The organism is Salmonella sp. SA15303 (assembly GCF_029962125.1).
In the GTDB taxonomy this organism is placed as follows: domain Bacteria; phylum Pseudomonadota; class Gammaproteobacteria; order Enterobacterales; family Enterobacteriaceae; genus Salmonella; species Salmonella enterica.
The window spans coordinates 4,376,532-4,390,824 of sequence record NZ_CP123924.1; the positions used below are offsets into that span (position 1 = coordinate 4,376,532).

Here is a 14,293-nt window from a genome sequence, read left to right on the forward strand (position 1 = left end):
CTCTGTGATGAATGACCAAATTTATCAGCGGATAGAAGACAGTGCGCGTTTCAGGGAATTAGTTGAAAAACGGCAACGGTTTGCCACGATTCTGTCGGTTATCATGCTGGCGGTTTATATCAGCTTTATTTTACTGATCGCCTTCGCGCCTGGCTGGCTGGGCACGCCTCTACATGCGGGAACCAGCGTCACCCGAGGAATTCCCATTGGCGTCGGGGTGATTGTGATTTCTTTTGTGTTGACCGGAATTTATATCTGGCGGGCGAACGGCGAATTCGATCGTCTTAATAACGCCGTACTGCATGAGGTGAAAGTATTATGAAGAGAGTTCTGACGGCGCTTGCCGCCGCACTCCCCTTCGCCGCTCATGCGGCGGATGCCATTAGCGGCGCGGTTGAACGCCAGCCCACCAACTGGCAGGCGATTATCATGTTTTTGATTTTCGTCGTGTTTACGCTCGGTATTACCTACTGGGCCTCTAAACGCGTACGTTCCCGTAGCGACTACTACACCGCTGGCGGCAATATCACCGGGTTCCAGAACGGCCTGGCGATTGCCGGCGACTATATGTCTGCCGCGTCATTTCTCGGCATTTCCGCGCTGGTGTTTACCTCCGGTTATGACGGGCTGATCTATTCGCTGGGCTTCCTTGTCGGCTGGCCAATCATCCTGTTTTTGATTGCCGAGCGCCTGCGTAATCTGGGACGTTATACTTTTGCTGACGTTGCCTCTTATCGCCTGAAACAGGGGCCAATCCGTATTCTTTCGGCCTGTGGCTCCCTGGTAGTGGTGGCGCTTTATCTCATCGCCCAAATGGTCGGCGCCGGTAAACTGATTGAACTGCTGTTCGGCCTCAACTATCACATCGCTGTGGTGCTGGTCGGCGTGCTGATGATGATGTACGTGCTGTTCGGCGGGATGCTGGCGACAACGTGGGTGCAAATTATCAAAGCCGTCCTGTTGCTGTTTGGCGCCAGTTTTATGGCCTTTATGGTGATGAAACACGTCGGCTTTAGCTTCAATAATCTGTTTACCGAAGCCATGGCGGTACACCCGAAAGGCACGGCGATTATGAGCCCAGGAGGATTGGTGCAAGATCCGATTTCGGCATTGTCGTTGGGTCTGGGACTGATGTTCGGCACCGCCGGCTTGCCGCATATTCTGATGCGTTTCTTTACGGTCAGCGATGCCCGCGAAGCGCGCAAGAGCGTGTTCTACGCCACCGGTTTTATGGGCTATTTCTACATTCTGACCTTTATTATCGGCTTCGGCGCTATCATGCTGGTGGGGGCGAATCCCGCCTATAAAGATGCCGCAGGCGCGCTGATTGGCGGCAATAACATGGCGGCGGTGCATCTGGCCAACGCGGTAGGCGGCAACCTGTTCCTCGGCTTTATTTCGGCAGTGGCGTTTGCCACCATTCTGGCGGTGGTCGCAGGTCTGACGCTGGCGGGCGCATCGGCGGTGTCGCATGACTTGTACGCCAACGTGTTCCGCAAAGGCGCAACCGAACGTGAAGAGCTGAAGGTGTCGAAAATCACCGTCCTGGTGCTGGGCGTGATCGCCATTATCCTCGGCGTCCTGTTTGAAAATCAGAACATCGCCTTTATGGTGGGCCTGGCATTTGCTATCGCCGCGAGCTGCAACTTCCCCATCATTCTGCTTTCCATGTACTGGTCAAAACTGACCACGCGCGGCGCTATGCTGGGCGGCTGGTTAGGTTTACTGACAGCGGTGGTGCTGATGATTCTTGGCCCTACCATTTGGGTGCAGATCCTCGGCCACGAAAAAGCGATCTTCCCGTATGAGTATCCGGCGCTGTTCTCTATCAGCGTGGCGTTCCTGGGGATCTGGTTCTTCTCGGCCACCGATAACTCGGCAGAAGGCAACCGTGAACGTGAGCAGTTCCGCGCTCAGTTTATCCGCTCCCAAACGGGATTCGGCGTACAACAAGGGCGTGCGCATTAATCTTACCGTTTCCTCCGGCCCTGTGGGTCGGAGGAAAATCAGAACATCACCCTCGCCACCAGCGGGGCTGCCAGCACCATCACCACGCCGGACAGCATCATTACCAGACTGGCGACGACGCCCTCCTGCTGACCAAGTTCATAGGAACGCGCCGTGCCCGCCCCATGTGACGCCGCGCCGAATCCTGCCCCTTTTGCCATGCCTTCCCGGATAGAGAGACGCAAAAATAGCGCGTCGCCGACCGCCATGCCAAACACGCCAGTGACGACCACGAACAGCGCCACCAGATCTGGCTGCCCGCCCAGGGGTTCTGCCGCCGCCAGCGCAAACGGCGTGGTAACGGAACGTACCGCCAGACTACGCTGAATCTCATCCGATAACGTGAACAGACGCGCCAGCCAAACGGAACTGGTGACTGCCACCACCGTCGCCGTCACTACGCCCGCGGTGAGCGACATCCAGTGACGTTTGATAATCGCGAGGTTATCGTACACCGGCACCGCAAAGGCAATGGTCGCCGGGCCGAGCAGCCACAATAGCCAGTGCGATTCACCAATGTAGTTTTGCCAGGAGATATGACCGAACACCAGCATTAACACCAGCAGTGCCGGCGTCAGCACTAATGGCATCAACGGCAATTTGCGAAAACGGCGATACAGGCGCTTATTGGCGAAATAAATTCCCAGCGTAATCACCAGGCACAGTACGCTTAACTGAACGTTATTCACGGTTTAGCCTGCTCATCTCATAGCGATACACTTTATCCACCACCCACGCCGTCGCGCCGAGTACCATTAAGGTACTGATCGCTATCACCGAGAAAATGCGCCAGCCGTCCACCAGTAACAGATGGGCATAGTTCACTACCGCCACGACGGCGGGAACAAAGAATAACAGCATCTCCGCCAGCAGCCAGCGTGCGCCTGCGCGTACCCAGCTAAGCGGAATAATCCGGCAAACGATCAGCGCCAACATAAGCACCATGCCGACCAGATTCGCGGGCAACGGCAGGTGCAGCCAGGAGACAAGATATTGGGAAAAAATGAATAAACCTGCATAGAGCAGTACCTGAACCGGTACCTGGAGTCGTTGCACAACGGCAGGCGTAACGCGGCTTATCGCCACAGCCATGAGGGAATGTCCTGAAAAATAATACGGAGCGCCAGTATAGAGAACCTCCGTCACGGGCAGAAATGAATTAAAATCATTGCAGGCATAGTCGGAAGGAATAATCATGGATATCAGAACGCTGCGTTATTTTGTCGAGGTGGTGCGCCAGCAAAGTTTCACCCGCGCAGCGGAGAAGTTATTTGTCACCCAGCCCACCATTAGCAAAATGCTGAAAAATCTTGAAGATGAGCTTAACTGTACGCTACTGATCCGCGACGGACGTAAGTTATTGCTGACCGATACCGGACGCGTGGTGTTTGAACGCGGTCTGGCGATCCTCGCTGAGTTTCGCCAGTTAGAGGCCGAGTTGAGCGATATTAACCATCTCAATAAGGGCGTGCTGCGGCTGGGTATTCCCCCGATGGTCGGCATGTTGATGGCCGGGCCAATCAGTTTGTTTCGACAACGCTACCCTGGCGTTGAACTCAAAATTTCGGAGTTTGGCGGCCTGACGGTACAGCAGGCGGTAATGAATGGCGAGCTGGATGTTGCGATGACCGCGCTCCCGGTGGAAGAAGCGAGCGGGCTGACGACGTTATCGCTGTTCAGCCATCCGCTGTGCGTGCTGGTTCCCCGTTCCGGTCAGTGGACAACCGGCGACTCCATCGCGCCTGAAGCTCTGGCGGAGCATCCTCTTCTTATCTATAACGAAGACTTTGCCCTGAGCCGCCAGTTGATGACCTTATTTAGCCAGCATGACGTAAAACCACGGATTGCCGTGCGCAGCGGGCAATGGGATTTTCTCGCCGCCATGGTGCAAGCGGGCGTCGGCATCGCCATTTTGCCGGAGCCGATTTGTCAGCGTCTGGATAAGGCCACGCTGCGCTGGCTACCGCTGGAAAGCGATCTCCGCTGGCAGTTGGGCATGATTTGGCGAGAGGGCGTGTATCTGTCGCACAGCGCCCGGGCATGGTTAACCTGTTGCGAAGGGTTTTGGCTGAAACAACCGTAAGCCATGGGTTAAGACCCTTGCCGGATGGCGGCGCAAGCACCTTATCCGGCCTACTTGTAGGCCCGGAAAGCATGGCGCCACCGGGCCACAAGGACTACTGATTTTCTATCAGTAGCGCTTCCATCAAATCCAGGTCGTGCAGCAGCTTTTGCAATGTTTCATTGCTGATTTCTCGCGTGGCGCGCAGATGATACAACTCGGCGCGCTCGGAACGCAGCGCCGCCAGACGGAAACGTCGCTCCAGGTTTTCTTCCTGTATGGAGCTTTCGACATCGTTTCGCCCATCGGCACGGCGACGCAAGTTACCAATGACACGTGAGCTTACTTCAGTAAGCAACTGATTATCGATGTTTTCTTCGGTATCCGCCGCCAGACGCTCTTCCATTTTCTGAATGGCGACAATCGCCACTTCCGCCGTCGCCGCGCGGGCGATACGCTCCTCTTTCAACTGTTGCGCATGATCGGCGACTTCCAGATGTTGCAACAGCAGCGGCAGCATGATCACGCCGACAAATAACGAGAACAGAATGACGCCAGCCGCCAGGAATACCAGTTCATAACGCGCCGGAAATCCGCTGCCATCCGGCAAAAGTAACGGTATAGAGAGCACACCAGCCAGGGTGATCGCCCCACGAACGCCAGCGAAGGAAGCAATCAGAATTTCACGCGACGTCCAGCTGGCGAACTCCATCGGTTTCTTCTTCAAAAAGCGCAGGCTGAACTTTTTCATGGTCCACAGCCAGCCGAAGCGAACCAGCATCAATGCCGCATAAATCAGCACGATATCGGTAAAGAGCATCCAGGTTTCGACATTCGGGTCAGCTTCCGCCGCCGCCAGCGAAGATTCCAGAATCCCTGGCAATTGCAGTCCCAACAGCAGAAAGACCATACCGTTAAAGACAAATTCCAGCATCGCCCAGGTACTGTTCGCGCGCAAACGCATTGCCAGCGGCGCGCGGCGCATTACGCCAGAACGGGTGATGGTCATCCCGGCGGCAACCGCGGCCAGGATGCCTGAGACGCCAATATGTTCGGCAATCAGGTAAGACGCGAAGGGCAGCAGAAACAGCAGGACGATTTGAGTCGCGGGTTCATCGCCACCCCAGCGGCTCAAAAAACGCAGCGAGCGGCCATACAGCCAACTGACTACAAAACCCGCCAGAATACCGCCGATAGCGACCTTAAAAAATTCCAGCGTCGCGCCGCCGACGGTAAAGACCATCGTCCCCATCGCCACCGCGACGGCGAATTTCAGCGATACCAGACCGGAGGCGTCGTTCATTAACGCCTCTCCCTGCAGAATGCCCATGATTTTTTTCGGGATACGCCCCTCGCCCACAATTCCGGAGAGCGCTACCGCATCGGTCGGCGACAGCACGGCGGCCAGTGCAAAGGCGGGGATCAGCGGAATGCCGGGCACCAGCCAATAAATCAGGAAGCCGATTCCAACGACCGTTACCAGGACCAGCGCCAGCGCCAGCCCGAAAATCTCTCGTCCATGCTCAAGAAATTCACGGGTCGGCGTTTTCCAGCCATCCGCAAACAGCAGCGGCGGAATAAACAGCACCAGGAAGAGTTCCGGGTCGAATTCCACATGCAAACCAAACGTCGGCCACGCCAACAGCGCGCCAACGGCGATCTGCATAAGGGGTAAAGGAAGCTGGAAGGGTAATACACGCGTAAATACCCCCGACAGCGAGACCACAAGGGTCATGATGAGTATTGTGAAGAAAATTTCCATGCGTTCCCTGTTTGCGATGTTTTTTATGATGGAGAGAGGCATCATGCCTCGGTTTCACCTTCTTCAGATTAACGCAAAAGGTAACGTGATGTGTCCTGAAAATGAAAACGGGCGGCCAACGCCGCCCGTTTTTCAGAATGAAGGCAGAGCTAGATAGCCCAGCCGCCGGCATAAAAAGCGACCAGCGCGACCGCAATGACGACAGTCCCGATATTCAGTTTACGCCATTCGCCGGAAACCAGACGCCCGACGACCAGCGTGGCAAAGCCGATCATAATCCCGGTGACGATGTTACAGGTCAGTACAATAAATACGGCCGTTACCAGCCCCGCCATCGCATCGACGAAATCAGCAAAATCGATTTTCGCCACGTTACTCAGCATCAGCAGACCGACATACATGAGCGCCGGGGCAGTTGCATAGACGGGAACGAGATAAGAGAGCGGCGAAAGAAACAGGATCAGCAAAAACAGCACGCCCACGGTAATCGCCGTCAGGCCCGTTTTACCGCCCGCCGCCGTACCGGCCGCAGACTCGATATACACCGCGGCTGGCGCCGCCCCGACCAGGCCGGAGAAAACGCTACTCAGTGAGTCGGTGGTTAGCGCTTTGCCGCCATCGATAATTTGTCCGTCTTTGTCCAGCAGATTAGCCTGCCCTGCGACCGCACGAATCGTGCCGGTCGCATCAAACACCGCCGTCATCACCAGCGCCAGTACGCTTGGCAGAACGACAGGGTTTAACGCGCCCATAATATCCAGGCTGCCGATCAGCGAGTTGCCGTTTTCATCGCTCAACGAAGGCATGGCGAAAATGCCGGAAAAATGGACGTTAGGATCGAAGAGCAAACCCACAATAGAAATGCCAATAATGGTCAACAGAATGCCGCCGGGGACTTTCAGCTTTTCCAGACCGAGAATAACAGCCAGACCCACAAGCGACATAATCACCGGGAAGGTATCGAAATCGCCCAGCGCGACCGGCAGGCCATCCAGCGGGTTTTTAATGACCAGGCCGACGCCGTTGGCGGCAATCAGCAACAAAAACAGGCCAATACCGATACCGGTTCCGTGGGCCACGCCCTGCGGCAAGTTACGCAAAATCCAGCTACGAATGCCGGTGGCGGAGATAACGGTAAACAGTACGCCCATCAGGAATACGGCGCCAAGCGCGACCGGGACGCTAATATGCTGCCCCAGGACCAAGCTAAACGCGGTAAACGCCGTCAACGAGATAGCGCAACCGATAGCCAGCGGCAGATTCGCCCAAAGCCCCATAACAATAGAGCCGACGCCTGCGACCAGGCAGGTCGCTACAAAGACGGCAGCAGGCGGGAACCCGGCTTTACCCAGCATCCCTGGCACCACGATGACGGAGTAAACCATCGCGAGAAACGTGGTTAAGCCAGCAACGACTTCCTGGCGAACGGTGCTCCCGCGTTGTGAAATTTTAAACCAGGCGTCGAGTGAACCGCCGGTACGCGCTGAAGGCGTAGACATAGAAAACATCCCCTGAGAATTTATTATTCGTCGGTATACGTGGGAGGTAATCCACTAACAGCGCAACGTTATCTCCTTGTGCTACATTTACGACAACCGGGGCGCCGCAAAAAAGCAAACGTTTAGCTCCACGTATACAAAACGGGTGGCAAAAAAAAGCAAACGATTATCCAGCGATCATCAACGCTTTTTCAACTGAACTTTGCCGCTTTTTATGCTTTTCTGCTTAGTATGCTCAATAAATCGCCAGACGATGCGCAAACGTTATCGTCCCTGCGCAATCCAGCAACAATTTTTCGCATCGCTGTTAGCAAATACGTTGCGCAATCTGCTCACAAAAACGCCATTATCCGCCGGGAATGGTAAACGGACCGCCCTGCTGAATCGCTCGCTGCCAGGCTGGACGCATTTCTACCCGCGCTTTCCATGCGTTGATATGGTCGAGATGAGCGATTCCGCCTCGGGCAAGCAGCGCAAATAGCGGGAAGCTCATCTGGATATCCGCCATACTTAACTGCTCTCCGGCAAACCAGGGGTGATTTGCCAGATGCCCGTCAATAAAGCGCGCATGGGTTTCCAGTTGCGGATTGAGGTACGCTTTTTGCGCGCCCTTACCGATAACGCCGCCCAACGTTCGCAGGCCCAATGGTACCGGCGGTTTACCCAGAGAGGTAAAGAGCAGTCTCATCAATAGCAAGGGCATGAGAGAACCTTCAGCGTAATGTAGCCAGAAGCGATAGTGTTGTTTCCCCTGCGCATCCGCAGGTTTAAAGCGTCCGATACTGTCGTAAGTGTCCTGCAAATATTCCAGGATGGCGCCCGATTCCGCAATAACCATACCGTGATCTTCGATAACCGGAGACTTGCCCAGCGGATGCACTTTTTTCAATGCCGGCGGCGCCAGCATGGTCTTTTCACGCTGGTAACGCACAATCTGGTAAGGCAACGCCAGCTCTTCCAGCGCCCACAAGATGCGCTGCGAACGAGACTGATTTAAATGGTGCACCGTCAGCATGGCTGTCTCCTGTAAGGTATGCCAACTAACTATAGAAAATTATGGCAGTTGCCGTAAAAATTTCGGCTAAAAAATCAGCATTTCGCTGGCGAACAGGGCGTCGTCGCTTACACTTACAGTATCAACACAAACCGGAACCTCCACCACGTGCTCGATATGAGGGGTGTTGACGTCGGGGGAAACCCTCCTGTAATCAGCGGGATAGAGCGAAAGACAAAGACCGGAAACAAACTAAAGCGCCCTTAGCGGCGCTTTAGTTTTAGGTGAGCTCAGCCCGATGGCCGAGTGCATGTTAATCATCTTCAAGCAGCCGGGCGCCCGTCCCGTGTTCGCCAAGCCTGTCGCCTGGATTTCGCAGCGGACAGTCGCTACGCGATAAACAGCCGCAGCCGATACAACCGTCCAGCTCATCGCGCAACGCCACCAGCGTATGAATACGTCGGTCTAACTCTTCGCGCCACTGCGATGAGAGCTGCTTCCACTCTTTCGCGCTTAACGTATGTCCTTCCGGCAAGATACCAAACGCGTCGCCGATAGTTGCCAGCGGGATGCCGATACGCTGGGCGATCTTGATAATCGCGACATAACGCAACACGTCACGCTTGTATCGCCGTTGGTTACCGCTATTACGGATACTGGTAATTAGCCCTTTGCTTTCATAGAAGTGCAGGGCGGACACAGCAACACCGCTACGTTTCGCAACTTCCCCCGGCGTCAGTAAGGCTTTTAAACGGGGAGATTTTTTTTCCATAAATCGCTTTACCTCAAGTTAACTTGAGGAATTATACTCGCCCGCAGACAAAACGACGAATCGAATACTGTTTAAGAGGCAACAATATGTCGCATCAGCAGATAATTCAGACCCTTATCGAATGGATTGATGAACATATCGACCAACCGCTAAACATTGATGTGGTGGCAAAAAAATCGGGCTACTCCAAGTGGTATTTGCAGCGGATGTTTCGTACGGTAACGCATCAAACATTAGGCGAGTATATTCGCCAGCGCCGTCTCCTGTTGGCGGCCGTTGAGCTACGAACGACCGAGCGCCCGATTTTTGATATCGCGATGGACCTGGGCTATGTATCGCAGCAAACCTTCTCGCGTGTATTCCGCCGCGAGTTCGATCGCACTCCCAGCGATTACCGTCACCGCCTGTAGGGCGTCTGCCCGCGTATCGTCAGAGGCGCGGGCGTTTGTTGTAGCCAGGCGATGAATTCCTGCGGTGGTAACGCCTTCGCAAAGTGCCATCCCTGACAATACTGAACGCCGCGTTTTAGCAACCAGCTAACCTGTTCAGCCGTTTCAACCCCCTCAGCAATGATTTTTAGCCGCAAACTTTGCGCCATTTCAATAATATGTTCCACAATCAAATGGCTGGCGCTATTAGTGGTTAGCGTGTCGACAAAAGATTTATCAATTTTTAAAAGGTCGATATTTAATGAGTACAGGTTATGCAAGTTCGAATAGCCGGTACCAAAGTCATCAATTGCCACCTCGTATCCCGCCTGGCGAAACGCCTGAATAATCGGCGTCATTTTAGGCACATCAATAAATCCGCGCTCAGTCACTTCAACCTTTATCTGTTGCGCAAGCACTGAATGCTGACGCGTTTTTTCATGAATCATCACAATTAGTCGGGAAGAGAGAAAATCGGCGGCAGCGAGATTGATAGAGACATAAAGATGCGGGTGCGCGGCCAGAAAACCACCTAAATCATTAAATACCTCTTCGACGACATAATCGGTGATCTGCTCAATCATCCCCTCTTTTTCCGCCAGCGGAATAAATTCGCACGGGCTCATCACCGGACCGTGATAGCCCGGCCAACGCAATAGCGCTTCGGCACCTACACATGTCCCGTTTCGGATATCAATGATCGGCTGATAATGAAGGCAAAGCTGGTGCCTGGTAATGGCCCGTTGCAGCAATCGACGCGGTGAGTAATATGCCTGCCGGGATCGTGACCACATAAATAAGATGATAATGCTACAGATGATCCCTAACGGTAGCGTTAACGTAAGCTGATGAAAGAGGTTCTGGTAAAAGCGTTGCTTTGAGGTTGACACAATCGCGGCAACCGGTCGTTTTGCTGATTTAACCAGAGTATAAAAACGCTCACCCTGTTGGAACACAGGTTCACTCCGTCGTACCAAAGGTAATAGCTGATCAGCCTGCGCCTGTTCACTCAGGGAGAAAAAGGTGTTGGTCACCGTATCATACATTCCCCAGGCCAACGCCGGATCGTCTGACATCACCTCGCTATAAGATAAGGGATTGATAACCGCGACATAGTTTCCCCGCTGCATATATGTCATTTTATAACCGTTGAAAAAAGGCGTATCACGATAGTAATAAATAGCGATGTCAGGCTTTCGTTTATAGTCAGCGCGGGGAATAAAATAAGGACTTGTTGGCGTCATAACCGTAGAGCATAGAAAACGCTGGCCCTTAGCATAAATCAACTCATTAATGTACAAACGACCGCGGATAATATTCAGCATTCGCTGTTGATGGGCTGGCGTACAGGCTTGCCCCTGATATTGTTCAGCGGCATCGCGGGCTAAATCTGCTTGCAGGATAACCCGCTCCGTTTTATCTAATACCAACTGCGCAAATGAATGTAACTGATTTCTGGTTTCAGAGACTGCCCGGATATGAGCAAACCAGATCGCCAGCAATATAGGAAGTAACACCACAATGATCGTTCCGAGAAATCTCAACACCTTGCGTCGTGTGCTTTGACTCATTTTCAGCCTATTTCCCTGCATTATTTGTGACTATTGTTGGCAAAATAAGACGTGAACCAAATGGAGGTTTACGGTGCATGAATTTATCAATATTAGCAACAGACTTTTACCGATCAACATTTACCATTAATAAATACGCGCAATCTCTTTCGCATACCAGGCAGGACACTAAATATTTTTGATAATATCAGATTTATACTCAAGTAAACGATGGGGTATACATCTTTACTCCTTTCTTTTGATAAATAACTTGATATTTTTATCAGGTCTGAATTTCACGAAAAAAAATAAAAGAGTAGTAATAATACATCTTTGCTTTCCGGCAGTTTCTCTACGGACGCGTAGAAGTCACACAAAAAATACGGTTATAAAACGCACAAAAAATACATTGCCGATCTGGCGAACAAGCTGGTTTTTGTGATATAGTTCACAAAAACAATGAAATAGAAACAATGTTTCATTCGATGTTGATGTGATGTCCGTTGATAGCCAGAATGTCCCACGTTTCCCGGGAACAACGCCGTGCTGTCCTGGACAAAGGTCTATTCAGAGGAAATGTTTCATGGCTGCCATAACCACTGGTGTCGTTCTTCTCCGCTGGCAACTGCTGAGCGCCGTGCTCATGTTTTTAGCCAGCACGCTCAATATCCGTTTCCGTAAATCAGATTATATTGGTCTGGCGGTGATCAGTAGCGGTCTGGGCGTAGTATCCGCCTGCTGGTTTGCCACCGGTTTACTCGGTATTACCATGATGGATCTCGCTGCGATCTGGCATAACATTGAAGCCGTAATGGTCGAAACGATGAGCCAGACCCCACCAGAATGGCCGATGGTGCTGACCTGATAGGCTATCGCTGCCGCTGAAGTCGCCCACCGGTTATCTCAACGCGGAATCGCGCGCCAGGGGTAGCCTTGCGCACCATCACGTCCCTCGCATTGCCGTTGATGAGGGCCGCCAGGTGTGGTTATCCCAAAATGGCAAGTGGAATAGCCCTAACAGAATCGAGCTAAACTTATTGAAGACGTTGCCGACTCGTTAAATGACAAAAAAGACCCGTTTGTGCAACGGGTCTTTTTTATTAAGCAGTACCACCTGATAACAGCGACAAGCGCTGCTTATTTTACATTAATAATTTATCCGGAGAACAATCACGGATTATTTTTCCACCTTTCATTACCAGGACCCGGTCAAAATACTTTATCAGATATCGACGATGCGTCACCATGATCAACGTTTTCCCATGAATAAACTCATCTAAGTTATCAAAAATTTGCTTCTCGGTATTCTCATCCAGATTTGATGTTGGTTCATCCCATAAAAAGACGCTGGCGTCACTACTCAGACTACGTGCTAATAATAACTGCTGCTGCTGTCCGGATGACAGGTTTTTAGCCATAAAATTCACCGGAAACTTCAGCCCCATAGGATGTTGCAAGATAAAACCACAGTTCGCCAGCTGAAGCGCCTTGAGTACCCGGCCCCTGTCGTTTTGCGGTTTTAACGCGAAATTACTTTCAATGGTTCCGGTGAATAAAACATCATGTGTCGTCACCACGCTTAAATGCTGAGAAAAAAAGTTCTGCGATAAATGTCCTAAGTTATATCCATCATATAAAATGGCACCGTCTGTTGGCGAAAGGTAGCCAGATAGCATTCCCAGTAATGAGCTTTTTCCTGCTCCGCATTCGCCTACCACCGCGACACGTTGCCCCGCAGGTATGTCTATAGACAGTCGGTTAATAATCATCGGAGATTGAGCATCATACTGATAACTCACGCCCCGGATAGAGATATCGCCATTGCACTTTGATATTGACTGTAATGCCGGTGTTTTTTCTGCCTGATCTTCATCAAAAAAAGAAAGCAGATCCTTACCGGTTTTTTCTGCTGATAAAATAGAGATTAATGTAGAAGAAAAATTCGAAATGATCCCGGAAATACGGCCAGAGACAATGACAGATGAAACAATTGCGCCAGTAGTAACATCACCCTTGATTACCATAAAAAAGGCTATTACCATAATAGTTATTTGGGTAATAGATGACATACTCCCCAATATAGATTGATAGATAAGATTTAATTTCCTTATCTTCAGGTTAAGATACGACTGTTCATTTGATGTATTAACCCAATCAAAAAGTAAACCTTGATTATTTAAGGTATGGATCATTTTAATAGATAAGAAAACTTCTGAGATAAAAATATTCCTGTTCTTCTGTCCTTCTTTTTGTTTGTTCATTAACTCATTAGTATAATGGTGGTTAACGAGGGAAATAATAATAGAGACGATAAACATGGTAATAGGTACAATAACAACCAGACCTAAATTTACATATATAACAATGAGAAATATAATAAATATTGGAATATCGGCTATACGTTGAAAGATCGAGTTTAATAAAACGGGTTTAATTTTCTGAAACTCATTCCATAGCACAAATGCTGATGACATGGATCTGCCATTTTTCTTTTTACTATAAAGTACCGCTTCAAGAAATGCGATATCAATATCGACGTCATCCTGCCTTGCTGTGATAGACTGATAAATATCTTTCGAAGTACGAAGGATAAACTCAAAAACAATAAATACAGCAACAATTATAGCCACGCCAAATAAAGATGAAACCGAAGCGCTTGGAACAAGCTTATCATAGAACAGATTACTAAATACTGGGATAGTTAACGCAAAAATTGCCATAAAAAGAGATGAAAAAAAGTATTTAGTATAAAAAATCTTGTTCATCGATAAAGAGTTTTTTATGATATTTTTTACTCTTATACTATCAACAACTTTATTTAAAGGTAGTATACTAAATGCAGATAACTCTTTTAAATATTCATCTTCAATTTCAACATAACAGAGTTCACCGCGCGCGTTTACCAACTTTATTTTTTGCCCGCCGCTCACACACACCATCCACTTCATTTCTGGCGTTAATAGTAAAATCGGCATAGGCTCATTTAGTAAATCTTCACCATTATTAAATAATATATCCTGTAGAGAAAGCCCTAACGACAAAAAGAAATTCTTCATTTGTATAGAGTCGTCAGTGTTATTTCTGTCGTACTTTTTAAATCTTAAATTTATATCATCCTCTTTGATGTCAATTTTTATGTTGAATTTTTTAGACACTATAGATAATGCCGTTTCCGCACTTAAATAATAAGGTTCTAGTTTTTTATCCATAAGTAAACCC

13 protein-coding genes are annotated in these 14,293 nt (G+C 50.4%); 5 read left to right on the forward strand and 8 right to left on the reverse strand.

From position 1 onward, the window contains the following. Positions 1 to 7: 7 nt before the first annotated feature. Both QEN31_RS21470 and actP read left to right on the forward strand, forming a co-directional pair. Positions 8 to 322, forward strand: coding sequence for a DUF485 domain-containing protein (locus QEN31_RS21470; RefSeq protein WP_000999621.1), 315 nt, complete (start codon positions 8 to 10; stop codon positions 320 to 322). After that, on the forward strand, positions 319 to 1,968 hold the full coding sequence (gene actP / locus QEN31_RS21475) for a cation/acetate symporter ActP (RefSeq protein ID WP_000832536.1): 1,650 nt from the start codon (positions 319 to 321) through the stop codon (positions 1,966 to 1,968). The genes QEN31_RS21470 and actP overlap by 4 nt, the downstream gene beginning before the upstream one ends. A 38-nt stretch (positions 1,969 to 2,006) precedes the next feature. Here actP and QEN31_RS21480 read toward each other — a convergent pair whose 3' ends face one another. After that, entirely contained in the window at positions 2,007 to 2,696 is a 690-nt protein-coding gene (locus QEN31_RS21480) for an LrgB family protein (RefSeq protein ID WP_001067096.1), read from the reverse strand. Next, entirely contained in the window at positions 2,689 to 3,099 is a 411-nt protein-coding gene (locus tag QEN31_RS21485; protein WP_000257347.1) for a CidA/LrgA family protein, read from the reverse strand. The genes QEN31_RS21480 and QEN31_RS21485 overlap by 8 nt, the downstream gene beginning before the upstream one ends. Positions 3,100 to 3,202: 103 nt before the next feature. On the opposite strand from QEN31_RS21485, the gene QEN31_RS21490 reads away from it, so the two are divergent. Continuing rightward, entirely contained in the window at positions 3,203 to 4,090 is an 888-nt protein-coding gene (locus tag QEN31_RS21490) for a LysR family transcriptional regulator (RefSeq protein ID WP_000354963.1), read from the forward strand. A gap of 94 nt (positions 4,091 to 4,184) precedes the next feature. Here QEN31_RS21490 and QEN31_RS21495 read toward each other — a convergent pair whose 3' ends face one another. From QEN31_RS21495 to soxR, 4 genes are all read right to left on the reverse strand, one after another. After that, positions 4,185 to 5,831, reverse strand: a complete 1,647-nt coding sequence (locus tag QEN31_RS21495) for a Na+/H+ antiporter (protein ID WP_001536604.1) — start codon at positions 5,829 to 5,831, stop codon at positions 4,185 to 4,187. A 149-nt stretch (positions 5,832 to 5,980) separates the two neighbouring features. After that, positions 5,981 to 7,330: a guanine/hypoxanthine transporter GhxP gene (gene ghxP / locus QEN31_RS21500; RefSeq protein ID WP_000106907.1), complete on the reverse strand. Its 1,350-nt coding sequence runs from the start codon at positions 7,328 to 7,330 to the stop codon at positions 5,981 to 5,983. A gap of 346 nt (positions 7,331 to 7,676) precedes the next feature. Further along, positions 7,677 to 8,345, reverse strand: coding sequence for a glutathione S-transferase family protein (locus QEN31_RS21505; RefSeq protein WP_000958575.1), 669 nt, complete (start codon positions 8,343 to 8,345; stop codon positions 7,677 to 7,679). 292 nt (positions 8,346 to 8,637) lie between these two features. Continuing rightward, positions 8,638 to 9,096 carry a redox-sensitive transcriptional activator SoxR gene (gene soxR, locus QEN31_RS21510; protein ID WP_000412686.1) on the reverse strand — a complete coding sequence of 153 codons (459 nt, stop codon included), beginning with the start codon at positions 9,094 to 9,096 and terminating at the stop codon, positions 8,638 to 8,640. Between the two features lie 86 nt (positions 9,097 to 9,182). Between soxR and soxS the strand changes: the two genes are divergently transcribed. Continuing rightward, on the forward strand, positions 9,183 to 9,506 hold the full coding sequence (gene soxS, locus QEN31_RS21515; RefSeq protein WP_000019483.1) for a superoxide response transcriptional regulator SoxS: 324 nt from the start codon (positions 9,183 to 9,185) through the stop codon (positions 9,504 to 9,506). Here the strand turns inward: soxS and QEN31_RS21520 are convergent. After that, a complete protein-coding gene (locus QEN31_RS21520; protein WP_000083640.1) occupies positions 9,494 to 11,095 on the reverse strand; it encodes an EAL domain-containing protein in 1,602 nt (533 codons plus the stop codon). The two genes, soxS and QEN31_RS21520, sit on opposite strands and share 13 nt — an antisense overlap. Positions 11,096 to 11,657: 562 nt before the next feature. On the opposite strand from QEN31_RS21520, the gene QEN31_RS21525 reads away from it, so the two are divergent. Further along, positions 11,658 to 11,939, forward strand: a complete 282-nt coding sequence (locus QEN31_RS21525) for a YjcB family protein (RefSeq protein ID WP_000719058.1) — start codon at positions 11,658 to 11,660, stop codon at positions 11,937 to 11,939. 277 nt (positions 11,940 to 12,216) lie between these two features. On the opposite strand, the gene siiF is transcribed toward QEN31_RS21525, so the two are convergent. Next, a complete protein-coding gene (gene siiF, locus QEN31_RS21530; RefSeq protein WP_000358566.1) occupies positions 12,217 to 14,283 on the reverse strand; it encodes an SPI-4 type I secretion system protein SiiF in 2,067 nt (688 codons plus the stop codon). Positions 14,284 to 14,293: the final 10 nt, after the last annotated feature.